At 62.2% G+C, this 15,645-nt stretch carries 12 protein-coding genes; 9 read left to right on the forward strand and 3 right to left on the reverse strand.

The annotated features are described in order from the left end of the window. Positions 1-47 precede the first annotated feature (47 nt). The gene (locus ACKLNA_RS08090) at positions 48-1,241 is read left to right on the forward strand and encodes a DUF3142 domain-containing protein (RefSeq protein ID WP_408985575.1); all 1,194 of its coding nucleotides are present in this window, start codon (positions 48-50) and stop codon (positions 1,239-1,241) included. Beyond that, positions 1,228-3,363: a hypothetical protein gene (locus ACKLNA_RS08095; protein ID WP_408985576.1), complete on the forward strand. Its 2,136-nt coding sequence runs from the start codon at positions 1,228-1,230 to the stop codon at positions 3,361-3,363. Before ACKLNA_RS08090 ends, ACKLNA_RS08095 begins: the two co-directional genes overlap by 14 nt. On the opposite strand, the gene ACKLNA_RS08100 is transcribed toward ACKLNA_RS08095, so the two are convergent. Continuing rightward, positions 3,360-3,989: a LysE family translocator gene (locus ACKLNA_RS08100; RefSeq protein WP_408985577.1), complete on the reverse strand. Its 630-nt coding sequence runs from the start codon at positions 3,987-3,989 to the stop codon at positions 3,360-3,362. The two genes, ACKLNA_RS08095 and ACKLNA_RS08100, sit on opposite strands and share 4 nt — an antisense overlap. Before the next feature lie 144 nt (positions 3,990-4,133). On the opposite strand from ACKLNA_RS08100, the gene ACKLNA_RS08105 reads away from it, so the two are divergent. Then, the gene (locus ACKLNA_RS08105) at positions 4,134-4,607 is read left to right on the forward strand and encodes an Lrp/AsnC family transcriptional regulator (RefSeq protein WP_007954205.1); all 474 of its coding nucleotides are present in this window, start codon (positions 4,134-4,136) and stop codon (positions 4,605-4,607) included. Between the two features lie 7 nt (positions 4,608-4,614). Here the strand turns inward: ACKLNA_RS08105 and lpdA are convergent, their stop codons facing one another. Continuing rightward, positions 4,615-6,015: a dihydrolipoyl dehydrogenase gene (gene lpdA / locus ACKLNA_RS08110; RefSeq protein ID WP_408985578.1), complete on the reverse strand. Its 1,401-nt coding sequence runs from the start codon at positions 6,013-6,015 to the stop codon at positions 4,615-4,617. 194 nt (positions 6,016-6,209) lie between these two features. Here lpdA and hflK (ACKLNA_RS08115) point away from each other — a divergent pair, with 194 nt between their 5' ends. The 5 genes from hflK (ACKLNA_RS08115) to cfaB all read left to right on the forward strand — a co-directional run bounded on the left by hflK (ACKLNA_RS08115) (position 6,210) and on the right by cfaB (position 13,532). After that, on the forward strand, positions 6,210-8,168 hold the full coding sequence (gene hflK, locus ACKLNA_RS08115; RefSeq protein WP_408985866.1) for a protease modulator HflK: 1,959 nt from the start codon (positions 6,210-6,212) through the stop codon (positions 8,166-8,168). Continuing rightward, complete coding sequence (hflC, locus tag ACKLNA_RS08120; protein WP_408985579.1) at positions 8,165-9,208, forward strand: protease modulator HflC; 1,044 nt, start codon at positions 8,165-8,167, stop codon at positions 9,206-9,208. The genes hflK (ACKLNA_RS08115) and hflC overlap by 4 nt, the downstream gene beginning before the upstream one ends. Beyond that, positions 9,205-10,263, forward strand: coding sequence for a protease modulator HflK (gene hflK, locus ACKLNA_RS08125; protein ID WP_085708769.1), 1,059 nt, complete (start codon positions 9,205-9,207; stop codon positions 10,261-10,263). The genes hflC and hflK (ACKLNA_RS08125) overlap by 4 nt, the downstream gene beginning before the upstream one ends. Next, positions 10,260-12,167 carry a heavy metal translocating P-type ATPase gene (locus tag ACKLNA_RS08130; protein WP_408985580.1) on the forward strand — a complete coding sequence of 636 codons (1,908 nt, stop codon included), beginning with the start codon at positions 10,260-10,262 and terminating at the stop codon, positions 12,165-12,167. The genes hflK (ACKLNA_RS08125) and ACKLNA_RS08130 overlap by 4 nt, the downstream gene beginning before the upstream one ends. 177 nt (positions 12,168-12,344) lie before the next feature. Next, on the forward strand, positions 12,345-13,532 hold the full coding sequence (gene cfaB / locus ACKLNA_RS08135; RefSeq protein WP_408985581.1) for a C17 cyclopropane fatty acid synthase CfaB: 1,188 nt from the start codon (positions 12,345-12,347) through the stop codon (positions 13,530-13,532). 1 nt (position 13,533) lies between these two features. On the opposite strand, the gene cls is transcribed toward cfaB, so the two are convergent. Continuing rightward, positions 13,534-14,973 (reverse strand): cardiolipin synthase, encoded by a 1,440-nt coding sequence (gene cls, locus ACKLNA_RS08140; protein WP_408985582.1) that lies wholly within the window; start codon positions 14,971-14,973, stop codon positions 13,534-13,536. Between the two features lie 146 nt (positions 14,974-15,119). Between cls and ACKLNA_RS08145 the strand changes: the two genes are divergently transcribed. Then, positions 15,120-15,638 carry a DUF3617 domain-containing protein gene (locus tag ACKLNA_RS08145; protein WP_408985583.1) on the forward strand — a complete coding sequence of 173 codons (519 nt, stop codon included), beginning with the start codon at positions 15,120-15,122 and terminating at the stop codon, positions 15,636-15,638. Positions 15,639-15,645 lie beyond the last annotated feature (7 nt).

Here is a 15,645-nt window from a genome sequence, read left to right on the forward strand (position 1 = left end):
CGCTTTTGTGTAACCTTGCAGCCTGATGTCTCAGGGATCTGCAAGGTATGCGCTTTTTTATCGGGTGGTCAGCCGTGGTGGCGGTGTTGCTGCTGTGTGCCTGTGAACGCCAGGACGCCGTACCGCTCGATCAGCAACTCTACGTCTGGCAACGGCAATGGACGCCGGCCCATGAACTCGCGCTGAAGGACAGTCATGGCGACTTCTCGACGCTTCGGGTGCTGGCGTTGCAAGCCTTCCCGAATGCCGGATGGAGTCGGGCGCGAGTCGATTCCGCACTGCTGAAGCAAGATGCCCGGCCACTGATTGCGGTGATTCGTCTCGACGGCCAGCTCCAGGCACTCGACCAGCAGGCCGTCACGGCGCAGATCCTTCAGGTGCTCGCCGACTGGCAAGGACAGGGACTGACCCTGCGCGGCATCGAGATCGACCATGATGCCGGCAATGCCCGATTGCCGGGCTACACCGATTTCCTCATTCATTTACGCGGCGCATTGCCGGCCAACCTGCCCTTGAGCATCACCGCGTTACCCGCCTGGCTCGACAGCCCGCAATTGCCGACGCTGTTGGCGGCTGTCGACAGCAGTGTGTTGCAGGTGCACGCCGTCAGTGATCCCCGTCGAGGTCTGTTCGATCCCGAGCAGGCCCGGCGCTGGGCCAGCGCCTGGGGGAGGGTGACCGACAGACCGTTCTACCTGGCGCTGCCCGCCTACGGCGTTGCGCTGTTGCCGGACGCCGGTGGCGCCCCGGTGGTGGAGAGTGAAGTCACACTGGAACGCAGCGGAGAGCGGCGCGAGTTGCTCGCCGATCCTCAGCAACTGAGCCGGCTGGCCATTGAATTACGCGAGGATCGCCCGGCGCATCTGGCCGGTCTGATCTGGTTTCGCCTGCCGCTGGCCAACGACCGCCGGGCCTGGAGTCTGAGCACGCTGCGGGCGGTCGCCCGAGGCGATGCATTGAGCAGCCAGCTCGGCCTGACGTTCACCGAACACAACGGCCTGCAAGACATCGCCCTGCGTAACGTCGGCAACCTCGACAGCGCCTGGCCCGCCCGCATCACGGTCAAGGCTCGGGGCTGCGACGGCGCCGACGCGCTCGCCGGTTATGCATTGCAACAGTCAGCGGATCTGCTTACCTTCACCCGCTTGCGCGACGGCCGATTGCCGGCGGGCGGGCAGCGTGCGATCGGTTGGGCACGTTGCGCAAATATTGATCAAGGAGGTTCGCATGTTGACCCGTAACTGGCCCCGCCATCTGCTTTGCCTGAGCCTCAGCCTGCCGCTGGGCTCGGCGCTGGCCTGCGGCCCGGATTTCCCGATGCGTCTGCTCGACGATCGCGGGCAATCCCTGGCGGAGCTGCCGGAGGGCAACTTCAGGTTCGAGATCGGTCGCCTCGGCAAAACCATTGCCGGGTTGAAGAACGTTACGGCGGTCACGTACAACCCGGACGACATCTATGGCGAACCGAAGGAGCCCGCTGAACTGCGCGAGAAGGCCGAGCAACAGGGCCTGAGTGCGGAGCAGCAGGCGCTGGTCAAACAACTGCGCAGCCTCACCGATGCGCGTCAGGTCGAAGAACAGGGCGCGAGCCTGCCGGCGGAACTGCGTCTGTATGTGGCGGGCGCCGTGGCGTTCGGCGCTGGCGATCATCAACTGGCCGTCGAGTATTTCCGCCAGTTGCTGGCGCTGCCGGCCGATCAACGCGCGCTGCGCAGCACCTGGGCCGCTTACTCGCTGGGCCGGGCGTTCTATGCCATGAGCAGTGAAGCGGGCGATGCGCTCGAGTCGTTGGAAAACGCCATCGAAGCCTTCCGCCAGACACGACAACTGAGCATCGACGGTTTCAGCGATCCGCTGGAGCTGGGTGTGGCCAGCCTCGGCGAAGAAGCACGAGCGCTGCGCACGGCGGGCAGTTGGGACAAGGCCATCGAACTCTATGCCACGCAGAACCTGCACGGCTCGAACGTCGGCTACACCTCGTTGAAGTTGTTGATGAACGATCTGGCCGAAGAACCCGAGGTTCGACTGGAAAAGTTGCTGCGTGGCAAAGCGGTGCAGCAATTGGTCACCGCCTCGCTGATCAGCCGGATCGGCTGGTCGTTCGGCGATGAGCCGCCGAACGAGAAAAAACTGATCAAGGCCTTGCAGGACAGCACTCGCGGCAGCCTCGATAACGCGGATCGCCTGGCGGCCATGAATTATCAACAGGGCGATTACGCCAGCGCCAAGGCGTTCCTCGAACACGCCGGCGACAGCGGCCTGGCGTGGTGGCTGCGGGCGAAACTGGCGGTGCGCGACGGCGATAAAAACGCCGCTGCAGCGGCTTATGCCAAAGCCGCGCAAGCCTTCCCGCAGGACGAATCCTGGGGTGAACGGCGTACCGCCGACTGGAATCTGGAATCCCTTCAGCCCAAATGCCGGGTCGAAGGTGAAAGCGCGATTCTGGCGCTGCAACGTGGCGAGTATCTGCAGGCGTTCGATCAGTTGTATCGCAGCCAGAGCATTTACTGGTTCGACGCTGCGACCGTGGCCGAGCGGGTGCTGACGCTTGATGAGCTCAAGCAGTATGTCGATGCCAAGGTTCCGGCGCCGCCCGTGCTGAGTCAGAAGGATCGCGACAATTACGTGCCGCTGCCGGTGGCCGCGAGCCTGCGCAATCTGCTGGGTCGACGCTTGTTGCGTGAGGGGCACTACGAAGAGGCGGTTGGCTATTTCGACAATCCCGATCTGCAGCACAAGGCCCGGCTCTACGGCCAGCAACGGATGAAAGCCGATTCGGCGTGGTGGCCAACCAAGCGTGCCAGTGCGCTGTTCAATGCCGCGTGGACGGCCCGCGAGTGGGGCATGGACATCCTGGGCTACGAAATGGCCCCGGATTACGCGACCTTCGGCGGCAACTACAGCCTGGAAACCCCCGAGCTGAAAGTCGGGCCACTGGTGAGCGAAGCCGAGGTGCAAAGACAGAAGGCCAGTGAAGCGCAGCCGGATGAGCGTTATCACTACCGGTTCGTTGCAACTGCGCTGGCCAGTCGTGCGGCGGATAACCTGCCGCATACCAGCCAGGCGTTCGCCGCCGTGCTGTGTTCGGCCGCCGGCTGGAACAGCAGCCTGGAAGAGCAAAGTGCGTTGTACAAGCGCTATGTCGATGAAGGGCCTTACGTTCCATGGGCTGTGGACTTCGGTCATCAGTGCCCGTATCCGGACTTCGAAAATGCCGACAAGCGCTATGTCACCCAGGTGACCGACTCGGTGCGTTCGACTCTGCGGCCCTACAAGTGGCCGGTGATCGGTGCGATTGTCGCGTTCACGGCTGTTGCGCTGTTGCTGATCAGCCGCCGTCAGCGCAAGGCCCGCAAAGCCTAAGCCTGCTGCACGAACGTCAGGCGCACGGCAAAGCCGATCAACAGGCTGCCGAATAACCACTGCTGCACCCGTTGGGCCGTCGGGCTGTGTTTCAGCCAGCGGCCCAACGCCGTGCCGAGCAAGGCATAGGCGCTGTCGAACAGCAATCCTGCGGCCACCAGCATCGCGCCGAGCGCCGCAAACTGCGTCAGCACCGGTGCGCCATCCGCCACGATGAACTGCGGCAGCAGCACCGAGCAGAACAGCAAGGCTTTCGGGTTGAGCAGGTTGGTCAGCAGGCCACGGCGGATTGCAGCGCGCCACTGGCCATGGCTCGCCGTTACGGTGCCGGCGTTCAGATCCGGCAGCAGCGTGGTGCGCAGGCATTGGACGCCGATCCACAGCAAGTACGCCGCCCCGGCCATCCGCACCGCATCGAACGTCCACGGCGCCGCCTTGAACAGCGCCGCCAGCCCCAGCGCTGCGAGCGCTACATGGCAACCTCGGGCAACCGCCAGACCCACCGCCGTGGCCAGCGCTGCACCGCGACCCTGGCGAGCACCGGTTTGCAACAGCAGGATCATGTCCGGACCGGGCAGCAGATAGACCACCGCCAAAGCCAGGAAAAACAGCCAGAGACTTGCCATGTCGCACCCCTTTCGTTGTCGATTCGGTGCAACCAGTCTATGACTGAGGGGCAGGGCAGGTGCTTGCGTAGTTCGCTTCTTTAAGCGCGTGAATTGGCATAACCTGCTTTCTTTTTACGATTACACCATCAGGATCTGCCAACCATGAAACTCGACGCCTTCGATCGCAAGATTCTCGCCGCGCTGCAACGGGACGGGCGCTTGAGCAATGTGCAACTGGCGGATGAAATCGGTTTGTCCGCATCGCCTTGTCTGCGTCGGGTGCGGATGCTGGAGGAGGCCGGGGTGATTCGCGGGTACCAGGCGAACCTGGATCGCGATGAAGTGGGGCTGGGGCTGACGGTGTTTGTCGGAGTCAAAGTCGAGCGGCACAACGATGAACAGGCCGAGGCGTTTCACCGGGCGGTGACGGCGTTGCCGGAGGTTATTTCAGCGTTTCTGGTGTCCGGGGAATCGGACTTTTTGCTGCAAGTGGTGGTGCCGGATCTGCGCGCCTATGACCGTTTTTTAACCGGTTGTCTGTTGAAGTTGCCGGGGGTAAGCGACATCCGCAGCAACTTTGCGATTCACACGGTGAAGACCCCAGGAGCGCTGCCCCTGGGGCATTTGCCGTCCTGATACTTGCCTACATCTGTGTCGCCAGGCCCTCGACATTCATGGCCGCCTGACGCAGCGCCTCGGAACGGGTCGGGTGAGGGTGGCAAGTCAGCGCAATGTCTTCGGCTGACGCGCTGAATTCCATGGCCACGCAATACTCGCCGATCATCTCGCTGACACTCGGGCCGACCAGATGCACGCCGAGGACTTCGTCCGTGTGCGCGTCGGCGAGGACTTTGGCAAAGCCTTCGGTTTCGTGATTGATCTTCGCCCGGCTGTTGGCGGTGAACGGGAATTTACCGACCTTGTAGGCCCGGCCTTCGGCTTTGAGCTGCTCCTCGGTCTTGCCGACGCTGGCCAGCTCCGGTTTGGTGTAGATCACGTTCGGGATCAGGTCGTAATTGACCTCGCCTGCCTTGCCGACGATCTGCTCGATGCAGGCCATGGCTTCGTCTTCGGCCTTGTGCGCCAGCATCGGCCCGGAGGTGACATCGCCGACCACCCAGACGCCAGGAGCCTCGGTGCGATGGTTTTTGTTGGCGAGCATGCCGCGTTTGTCGGTGCCGAGGCCGACGTTCTCCAGTCCCAGACCCTTGGTGTAAGGGCGGCGGCCAATGGCGACCAGCACGTAATCGGCTTCCAGCAGTTCGGCGCTGCCGCCGGCTGCCGGTTCGATGCTCAGTTGCACGCCGCTGGCCGAGGACGTAGCGCTGGTGACTTTCGAACTCAGTTTGAAGCTGATGCCCTGTTTGCTCAGCGAGCGCTGCAGGGTCTTGCCGGCTTCGCCGTCCACCCCCGGGCAGATGCGGTCTAGGTATTCCACCACCGTCACCTGCGCGCCGAGCCTCCGCCAGACCGAGCCGAGTTCGAGACCGATCACGCCGGCACCGATCACCACCAGATGTTTGGGCACCTCACTCAAGGACAACGCGCCGGTGGAGTCGAGAATGCGTTGGTTGTCGATCGCCACGCCGGGCAGGGGAGTGGGCTCGGAACCGGTGGCGATGATGATGTCGGTGGCGGTCAGTTCGATCCGGCTGCCCTGATCGCCGGTCACGCTGACTTTGCCGGGACCGTCGATATGGCCCCAGCCCTTGATCCAGTCGACCTTGTTCTTGCGGAACAGAAATTCGATGCCTTTGGTCAGGCCGGCGACGCTTTCGTCCTTCTGCTTCATCATTTGCGCGAGGTTGAGAGTCGGTTTGACCTCGATGCCGAGGTTGGCGAATTCCGCGCCCATTGCGGCATCGTACAGTTCGGACGCATGCAACAACGCCTTGGACGGCATGCAACCGACGTTGAGGCAGGTGCCGCCCAGCGTGGCGCGGCCTTCCACGCAAGCCGCCTTGAGGCCCAACTGGCCGGCGCGGATCGCTGCGTTATAACCGCCGGGTCCACCGCCCAGAATCACTACGTCATAGTTGCTCATGCGCTTACTCCTGGCTGAAGAATGCGGATCGCTAAAAATTACGTACGTAATATGTGCGTTTCCGGACATTTCGGTCAAGGCTTCAGGAACGCGACAGGTTGAGCGACTTTGAATGGCGCAAATGAGTACAAATATTTCACTGCTTTCGTTATATCGTAACGAGTTATGCAGTGAGCCAAGGGTTTTGGGGGGATATGCAAGTCGATCTGGATGTTGATGGCACGCAAGTGACCGGTTTGCCGCGCTTTCAGCAAGCGGCGGCTCAGGGTCGCCGATTGCGCCGGTTGGCCATCGGTCTCGGCGGGTTGGCCGTGGCCGGAGTGGTGCTTGCGTTTTTTGTTGGCCTGTTCGCCTCGCAATCGTTGTGGCCGGCGCTGTTGGTCAATCTGAGTGCGGCGTTGCTGGTGTTGGTCGCCGGGTTGCAATCGGCGTGGTGGGTGACCGATTGGCGAGCGCGGGTGATCAACCCGGTGGTGCCGGTTACCGTCGATGAAGAAACGCCCGGGCCGGACGGCTGGTACGAGCGACTGCTGGATCGGCTGAGCCGCCGCAGCCTGCATGTGCTGGGGCAGATCGGTGTAGCGACATTATGGCTGGGCGGTCTGGCGCTGCTGGCGTTACTTGGCATCGAGCAGGTGTGGAATCTCACGCTGCAACCGACAGCCGTGGGCTTGTCCGCTTCTGTCAGCGCGGCGATTGCGCTGCTGCTGGCGTTCGGTCTGCTGGTGCTGGAGCGGCAACTGGCTCAGGAAAACCCGGCGCAATGGCCCGAGGCCGGTGCGCTGGCGCAACTGACGCGCGTGACCATCATCAGCCTGGTGCTGGGCGCATTGTGCTTGTTGTTCGCCAGCGAGAATTCGGTCTGGCCCGTGCGACTGGCGGTGCTGATCGGCATCCTGCCGGGGCTGGTCGCGGCGGAGTTGCTGCTGCGTGCGGTGCTGTCGTTGTTCAGTCCACGTCGCGAACAGCTCGAACCGGTGCTGCTGGCCCGCAGTTTCGTCGCCGATCTGCTGCGCTGGCCACCACAACCGCTGCTCGCGTTGCAGCACGAATTGCACAATCGCTTCGGTATCGACCTGCGGCAGATCTGGGCTTTCAGCTATATGCGTCGCGCGTTTTTGCCGGTGTTGGTGCTGGTGGCGGCAGTCGGCTGGTTGCTCACCGGCATTCATGAAATTCCGCTGCAAAGCCGTGGCATCTACGAGCGTTTCGGCAAACCGGTACAGGTGTTCGGCCCCGGTTTGCATGCCGGTCTGCCATGGCCATTGGGCCGGGTGTTGAGCGTGGAGAACGGCGTGGTGCACGAACTGGCGACCAGCGTCGGCGAGAACCCCGCGCCGGTTCAGCTGGATCCGGCAGAAGGTCCGGCCCCGATTACCGCCAACCGCTTGTGGGATGCCAGCCACGTCAACGACAAATCCCAGGTCATTGCCAGCAGCCGTGGCCAGCAACAGAGCTTCCAGATCGTCAACATGGATGTGCGTTTCGTCTATCGCATCGGCCTCAGCGATCAAGCGGCATTGGCCGCGACTTACAACAGTGCGGATGTGCCGACGCTGATCCGCAGCACTGCGAGCCGGATTCTGGTCCACGATTTCGCATCGCGCACCCTCGACGGTTTGCTGGGGCAGGACAGGGTAGGGCTGGCTGACGAGATCGGCCGCGCCGTGCAAAGCGATCTGCAGAAACTCGATAGCGGTGTAGAGATTCTCGCCACTGTGGTGGAAGCAATTCATCCACCCGCCGGCGCCGCCAACGCTTATCACAGCGTACAAGCAGCGCAGATTGGCGCCCAGGCGTTGATCTCTCGCGAACGCGGTGCGGCAGCCGAAGCGAGCAATCAGGCGCAGTTGCAGGCCAGCCTAGCCCGCGACCAAGCCACCGCCAATGCCCACGAAACCAGCTCGACCGCCCGCGCGGCAGACTTGAAATTCAGCGCCGAGCAAAAAGCCTACGCCAGCGCCGGTCAGGCCTTCGTGCTGGAGCAATACCTCAGCCAGCTCAGCCAGGGGCTGGGCAAAGCCAAATTGTTGGTTCTCGACCATCGTCTGGGCGGCAGCAGCAACGCGCCGACCATTGACCTGCGTACGTTCACGCTGCCGGCTGACCCGTCGCCGGCGCGCACCACCGCTCAACCAGGAGCCACCCATTGAGCCAGTCGCATACTCACGATCACCATGACCACAGCGGTCACGACCATGCTCATGGCGGCCACCACCATCACGGGCATCACCACCACCATCACGGCGCGCCGGAAGAGGCGGGGCCTTTTCCGTGGCGACGCATGGGCTGGGCCGTGTTGCTGGCGGCGTTTGCCATCGCAGCGGCAAGTCTGGTGCAGGTGCGCTCGGGCGAAGCTACGGTTATTACCCGTTTTGGCAATCCGTCTCGGGTGTTGCTGGATCCGGGTTTGAGCTGGCGCTGGCCGGCGCCGTTCGAAGCGGCAATCCCGGTGGACCTGCGTTTGCGTACGACATCGAGCGGATTGCAGGACGTCGGCACCCGCGACGGTTTGCGGATCATTGTGCAAGCGTATGTCGCGTGGCAGGTGCAGGGTGATGCGGACAACGTCCAGCGTTTCATGCGCGCGGTGCAGAATCAGCCGGACGAAGCGGCGCGGCAGATTCGCACCTTTGTCGGCTCGGCGCTGGAAACCACCGCCAGCAGTTTCGATCTGGCCAATCTGGTGAACACCGATGCCAGTCAGGTGCACATCGCCGATTTCGAAGCGCAGTTGCGTCAGCAGATCGATCAGCAATTGCTCGCCACTTACGGCGTGCGCGTGGTGCAAGTGGGTATCGAGCGGCTGACCTTGCCGTCGGTGACACTCACCGCAACGGTTGACCGGATGCGCGCCGAGCGTGAAACCATCGCGACTGAACGCACTGCCATCGGCAAACGTGAAGCGGCGCAGATTCGTTCCGGCGCCGAGCGTGATGCCCGAATTGTGCAGGCTGATGCGACCGTGAAAGCGGCTGAAATCGAAGCGCAATCACGAGTCGAAGCCGCGCAGATTTATGGACGTGCCTACGCCGGATCGCCACAACTGTATAACCTGCTGCGCTCACTGGACACCCTCGGCACTATCGTGACGCCGGACACCAAGTTGATCCTGCGCACCGACGCCGCGCCGTTCCGCGTGCTGGTGGACGGGCCGCCGAATATGGACAGCAAGAGCGGAACGCAGCCATGAGTGAAGTTCCACGTGGAACAAATTCGTTGAACAGTCCGTGGATTCAGGCGGGGCGTCTGGCATTTTTTGCCCTGTACGCGGTGACGGTGCTGGCGGCGTTGGCCTGGGCGTTTTCCAATGTGCGGCAGATCGATCCGCAGAATCGCGCGGTGGTCATGCATTTCGGCGCACTGGATCGCATCCAGAATGCCGGGTTGTTGTTGGCCTGGCCGCAGCCGTTCGAACAGGTTGTTTTGCTGCCGGCGGCAGACCGGGTTATCGAGCGTCGCGTGGAAAATCTGCTGCGCAGTCCGGCTGCAATACAGGCAGATCGCGTCGCGACATTCGCCACGCCGATAAGCGATGCGCTGGCCGGTTCCGGCTATTTGCTCACCGGTGACGCCGGTGTGGTGCAGCTGGATGTGCGGGTGTTCTACAAGGTCACCGATCCCTATGACTTCGTGCTGCAAGGCGATCATGTGTTGCCGGCACTGGATCGACTTGTGACTCGCAGCGCGGTGGCCCTGACAGCAGCGCGGGATCTGGACACCATTCTGGTAGCGCGACCGGAACTGATCGGCGCCGACAATCAAGCCGCCGAACGACGTGAACGGCTACGTGGCGATCTGGTGCAAGGCATCAATCGTCGCTTGGCTGAATTGAAGGCGAGCGGGCAGGGCATCGGTATTGAAGTGGCCCGGGTCGATGTGCAATCGAGTCTGCCCGAGCCGGCTGTCGGTGCATTCAATGCCGTGCTGACGGCCAGCCAACAGGCTGACAAGGCCGTGGCCAACGCCCGCACTGACGCAGAAAAAATCACCCAGACCGCCAACGAACTGGCCGACCGTACCTTGCAGGTGGCTCACGCCCAGGCCGGTGAGCGTCTGGCGAAAGCCTCCGCGGATACCGCCACCGTTCTGAGTCTGGCTCAGGCCCGACAGCAGGGCACTGACCCGCAAATGCTGCTGCGTCTGTACCGCGAACGGATACCGAAGATTCTCGGCCAGGCCGGATCGGTCACCACGGTCGATCCGAAAGACGATTCCCGCCTGATCATTCAGGGAGCCAGTAAATGACTGCCACTACTGCCGCACCGAGCCTGTTGTCCTCGGCCGAACAACGTCGCGCTGCGCGCCAGTTGACCCTGGCGATGCTCGCCCTCGGCCTGCTCGGGCTCGGTCTGATCTGGCGCTGGTTGATGCCGGAGCAAACCGGGGTCAGTCAGTTGCTGCTCGGTTTTGCATCTTTATTGGTAGCGGTACCGGTGATGCGTTCGGCGTGGTTCAGCCTGCGTTATCCGAGCCTGCACGGCATCACCGACCAGTTGATCGCATTGGCGATGCTCGGTGCCTGGGCGACTGGTGATCTGCTGACCGCCGCACTGTTGCCGATCATCATGATCTTCGGCCATGTGCTGGAGGAGCGCAGCGTGATCGGCTCGCAAGAGGCGATTCACGCGTTGGGCCAGCTCACTCGCAGCCATGCGCGGAAAATTCAGGCGGACGGTAGCGTGATCGAAGTCGATAACGGCACGCTCAAGGCCGGCGATACCGTTGAAGTGCGGGCTGGCGATCGGGTGCCAGCGGACGGTCGTGTGTTGTTCGGTCAGGCCAGCCTCGACACAGCGTCGATCACCGGTGAGTCGGTGCCGGTTGAGGCGGGCGTCGGAATGACTGTGTTCGGCGGGGCGATCAACCTGGATGGTTTGCTGCGTATCGAGGTAACCCGCACCGGAGATGAGTCGACCCTGGGCAAGGTCATCGCCCTGATGCAGAACGCCGAGCGTTCCAAACCACCGATCACCCGGCTGCTGGAGCGTTATGCGGGCAGCTACATGGTGCTGGTGTTGCTGCTGGCGGCGGTAACCTGGTTTGTGACCAACGATGCGCAGGCGATGTTGGCGGTGCTGGTTGCAGCCTGTCCTTGTGCGCTGGTGTTGTCGGCACCGGCCACGGCGATTGCCGGTGTGGCCGTCGCGGCGCGGCACGGGATTCTGATCCGCAGTTCGGCCTTCCTTGAAGAGTTGGCTGATCTCACGTCCCTGGTGGTGGACAAGACCGGCACCCTGACTTACGGCACATTGCGTTTGCAGTCGATCAACAGCGCGCAGGCGGATCACGATTCGGTGATGGCACTGGCCGCCAGTCTTGGTGCTGCGAGCAGTCACCCGGTCAGTCGTGCACTGGCCGGACTGGTTCACGCGGACAACGTGCTGGTGCTGACCGACATTCACGAACGCCAGGGTCTGGGTGTGGTCGCCAGAACCGAGCAGGGCGAAGCAGCGCTGGGTCGTCCGGAGCTGTTTGCGCAACTGGGCATCCCGACCACTTCGATTCCCGAGCACGACGGCCCGATTGCCGGCCTGGCGTTGAACGGTGAATTCCTCGCCTGGCTGTTGCTGGCCGACAGTGTCAAACCGGAAGCGAAATTCGCGTTGAGCGAACTGCGAGAGCTGGGCCTCGGTCGGCAACTGCTGCTGACCGGCGACCGTCAGAGTGTGGCGCAAACACTCGCGCGGGATGTCGGCCTGCATGAAGTCGAAGCCCAGGCGTTGCCTGAAGACAAACTCAATCGCGTGTTGAAGGAAATCGACAACGGTTTCCGGCCGATGGTGGTTGGCGACGGCATCAACGATTCGCTGGCACTCAAGGCCGGTGTGGTGGGTGTAGCGATGGGTGCGGGCGGTGCGGACATTGCATTGGCGTCCGCCGACATCGTGCTGATCGGCAGCGATCTGCGCCGGCTCGGCACCTGTGTGCGTCTGAGTCGCCAATGCCGGCGCACGCTGCAAGTGAACGTGATCATCGGTCTGGGCTGGACGCTGGCCATCGTGGTGTTCGCCGCGTTCGGCTGGCTGGGCGCGGCCGGGGCAATGATTGCTGCGTTGCTGCACAACCTCAGTACGTTGCTGGTGTTGGGCAATGCCGGTCGCTTGTTGCGATTCCAGGAGCCGTTGCTGAAGCTGAACGAGCAGAACTGATCATTTTTCGAACTGTGCGCCGGACTTGAAGTCTTCAGAGAAGGCGCACTGAAGCACGGAGATCGGTGCCATTACGGCCGAAATGGCTGATAGGTGGCGACTATCGAATCGATAGCCTGCTAATTTTCAAGGATGGTCTACCCTCAGATCAGACGTCTGAAACCAGGGGGATATTCCATGCTCGCGCAACTTCCACCGGCCTTACAGAATCTGCAGCTTCCGCTTCGCCTGCGACTCTGGGACGGCCATGAATTCAATCTGGGCCCGACGCCCAGCGTCACCATCGTGGTCAAGGACCCGTTGATGGTGTCCCAGTTGACCCATCCAAGTCTCGACGCGCTGGGGGCGGCGTTCGTCGAGGGCAAACTCGAACTCGAGGGCTCGATCAGCGAGGTCATCCGGGTTTGCGACGAATTGAGCACGGCGCTGCTCGATGAAGATGAAGACAGTCAGCCGGTGCGAACCGTGCACGACAAGGAAACCGACGCCAAAGCCATTTCCTATCACTACGACCTGTCCAACGCGTTCTATCAGCTGTGGCTGGACAGTGACATGGCGTATTCCTGCGCCTATTTCGAAACCGGCAGCGAAACCCTTGAGCAGGCGCAACAGGCCAAGTTTCGGCACCTGTGTCGCAAGCTGCGTCTGCAGCCGGGCGATTACCTGCTGGATGTTGGCTGCGGCTGGGGCGGTCTGGCGCGTTACGCTGCCCGTGAGTTCGGTGCCAAGGTGTTAGGTATCACCCTGAGCAAGGAGCAATTGGCGCTGGCTCGTGAGAGGGTCAAGGCGGAAGGCCTGGAAGACCAGGTCGAACTGCAACTGCTCGACTACCGTGATCTGCCGCAGGACGGGCGGTTCGACAAAGTGGTGAGCGTCGGCATGTTCGAGCACGTGGGCCACGCCAATCTGGCCGAGTACTGCAAGACCTTGTTCGGCGCGGTGAAAGAGGGCGGTCTGGTGATGAACCACGGCATCACCGCCAAGCACACCGATGGCCGTCCGGTGGGACGCGGTGCCGGCGACTTCATCGAGAAATACGTGTTCCCCAACGGTGAGCTGCCACACCTGGCGATGATCTCGGCCGAGATCAGTGAGGCTGGTCTGGAGATCGTCGATGTCGAGAGCCTGCGTCTGCACTATGCACGCACGCTGGACCACTGGAGCGAACGACTGGAGGACAACCTCGAAGCCGCCGGCAAACTGGTGCCGGATCAGGCTCTGCGTATCTGGCGCCTGTACCTCGCCGGTTGCGCCTACGCGTTTGCCCGGGGCTGGATCAATCTGCACCAGATTCTCGCGGTGAAGGCCCACGCCGATGGCAGCCATGAACTGCCGTGGACCCGTGACGACATCTACAACCCTTGAGCTAGAGAATCGGTGAAATCAGCCGGGCGATCCGCATGCCGAGTTGTTGTAGGCGGTGGATCTCCCGGCCTTCTTCCTTGGCGATTTCGTAGGCCTGGGCGAAGTCGTCGTTGAGCATCTGTTCTACGTGGCCGGCGAATTCACTGTCGACCGTCAGCAACATCACCTCGAAATTCAGCCGGAACGAACGGTTGTCCAGATTGGCGCTGCCGATGGCGCTGATTTCGCTGTCGACCAACACCACTTTCTGATGCAGGAAACCCGGTGCGTAGCGGAACACCCGCACCCCGGCGCGCACCGCTTCGAACGCGTAAAGGCTCGATGCGGCGTAAACGATACGGTGATCGGGGCGCGACGGCAGCAGCAGTCGCACGTCGACACCTCGCAGGACCGCGAGACGCAATGCGGCGAACACCGCTTCGTCGGGAATGAAGTAGGGGCTGGTGATCCATACGCGTTCGGTGGCGGCATGGATGGCTTCGACGAAGAATAGCGAGCAGGTCTCGTAGGCATCCGCCGGGCCGCTGGCCAGCAGTTGGCAGAGCACGCCGTCTTCCGGGTAAACCTCCGGCAGGATCAGCGGAGGCAGCGTGCGTGCGGCCCAGAACCAGTCTTCGGCAAATGACTCTTGCATGCAGGCGACCACTGGCCCGCGCACCTGCACGTGGGTGTCGCGCCATGGCGCCAATGGTGGTTTTTCCCCCATGTATTCGTCGCCGACGTTGTGCCCGCCAACAAAGCCGATCAACCCGTCGACCACGACGATTTTGCGGTGGTTGCGGAAATTCACCTGGAAGCGATTGAGCCAGCCGCTGCGGGTGGCGAACGCCTTGACCTCGACCCCGCCATCGCGCAACGCCTGCACGTAGCTGTGGGGCAGGGCGTGGCTGCCGATGCGGTCGTACAGCAGATGAATCGCGACACCCTCGGCGGCTTTCTTCAGCAGCAGTTCGCGCAGGCGCTGGCCGAGGCGATCGTCGTGAATGATGAAAAACTGGATCAGTACGGCTTCCCGTGCCTGCTCGATTGCGTGGAAAATCGCGTCGAAGGTGGCGGTGCCGTTGATCAGCAATTGCACTTCATTGTTGGCCAGGCACGGCATGCGGCCCAGCTTCGGCATCGCCCGCAGCGAGTCGTAGGCATTCGAGGCGCGAGCGGTCAGGGCTTCTTCTACCCAGGGCCGCCAGTTCAGTTCGGAAACGGCCTGGCGCATTTGTTCGTTGGCCTGACGTCGGGCCTTGATATAACCGTCGAAGGTGCTGCGACCGAACACCAGATAGGGGATGAGGGTGAGATAGGGAATGAAGATCAGCGACAGCGCCCAGGCGATCGCGCCTTGTGCGGTTCGGACGGTCAGCACCGCATGGATGGCGGCAATTGTGCCCAGGCTATGTATCAGCGCGATCAGATAACCGAAGATGTGCGGTCCAAAATAATCCATGGGGCAACCTTGCTCCTGAAGATTCAATGCTTAACAGACCATGTTCCTTTGCGGTTGTCGCTATTTTCTTTTTAGCCATGAAAGCAGGCCATGAACCGAAACAAGCGGCCGGCGTCTAACGGCCACTACTGATCAGGAGTTTTGCAATGAACGTTCGTCTGCTGGGTTTGGCGCTGGGTCTGGGGTTGGCCTTGCCGTTGGTGGCTCAGGCGCAAATGCTGCAGCCGGGGTTGTGGGAAATGACATCGAGCAATGTGAAGGTCGATGATCAGGCGATGGACGTGCAATCGATTCTCGGCCAGATTCAGGGCCAGATCACCCCACAACAGCGGGCGCAGCTGGAGAAGCAGGGGATCAACATTGGCGGCAAAGGGATCCGTGCCTGTCTGACCCCGCAGCAAGTGGCGACCAACGATATTCCGCTGGCGGACCCGCAGTCGGGCTGCAAGCAGCAGATCACCGAGCGCAACGGCAACCAATGGAAATTCCGTTTCAGCTGCCCGCGAGCCTCGGGCACCGGTGTGGCTACGTTCGTCAGTGATCGCGAGTTCACCACCGTCGCCAATGGCACGTTCAATGCCATCGGGATCAACCAGAAGGGCAGCCTGGAAACCCGCGCGGTGTGGCTGGGTCAGGATTGCGGCACCGTCAAACCTAGAGCCTGAAAATAGA

This window comes from Pseudomonas sp. UV AK001, assembly GCF_046097675.1.
Classification (GTDB): domain Bacteria; phylum Pseudomonadota; class Gammaproteobacteria; order Pseudomonadales; family Pseudomonadaceae; genus Aquipseudomonas; species Aquipseudomonas kribbensis.

Bases quoted from the DNA above. Each gene is read 5' to 3' on its own strand.
- ACKLNA_RS08090 (WP_408985575.1), top strand. From the start codon at position 48: ATGCGCTTTTTTATCGGGTGGTCAGCCGTGGTGGCGGTGTTGCTGCTG.
- ACKLNA_RS08095 (WP_408985576.1), top strand. From the start codon at position 1,228: ATGTTGACCCGTAACTGGCCCCGCCATCTGCTTTGCCTGAGCCTCAGC.
- ACKLNA_RS08100 (WP_408985577.1), bottom strand. From the start codon at position 3,989: ATGGCAAGTCTCTGGCTGTTTTTCCTGGCTTTGGCGGTGGTCTATCTG.
- ACKLNA_RS08105 (WP_007954205.1), top strand. From the start codon at position 4,134: ATGAAACTCGACGCCTTCGATCGCAAGATTCTCGCCGCGCTGCAACGG.
- lpdA (WP_408985578.1), bottom strand. From the start codon at position 6,015: ATGAGCAACTATGACGTAGTGATTCTGGGCGGTGGACCCGGCGGTTAT.
- hflK (WP_408985866.1), top strand. From the start codon at position 6,210: ATGCAAGTCGATCTGGATGTTGATGGCACGCAAGTGACCGGTTTGCCG.
- hflK (WP_085708769.1), top strand. From the start codon at position 9,205: ATGAGTGAAGTTCCACGTGGAACAAATTCGTTGAACAGTCCGTGGATT.
- ACKLNA_RS08130 (WP_408985580.1), top strand. From the start codon at position 10,260: ATGACTGCCACTACTGCCGCACCGAGCCTGTTGTCCTCGGCCGAACAA.
- cfaB (WP_408985581.1), top strand. From the start codon at position 12,345: ATGCTCGCGCAACTTCCACCGGCCTTACAGAATCTGCAGCTTCCGCTT.
- cls (WP_408985582.1), bottom strand. From the start codon at position 14,973: ATGGATTATTTTGGACCGCACATCTTCGGTTATCTGATCGCGCTGATA.
- ACKLNA_RS08145 (WP_408985583.1), top strand. From the start codon at position 15,120: ATGAACGTTCGTCTGCTGGGTTTGGCGCTGGGTCTGGGGTTGGCCTTG.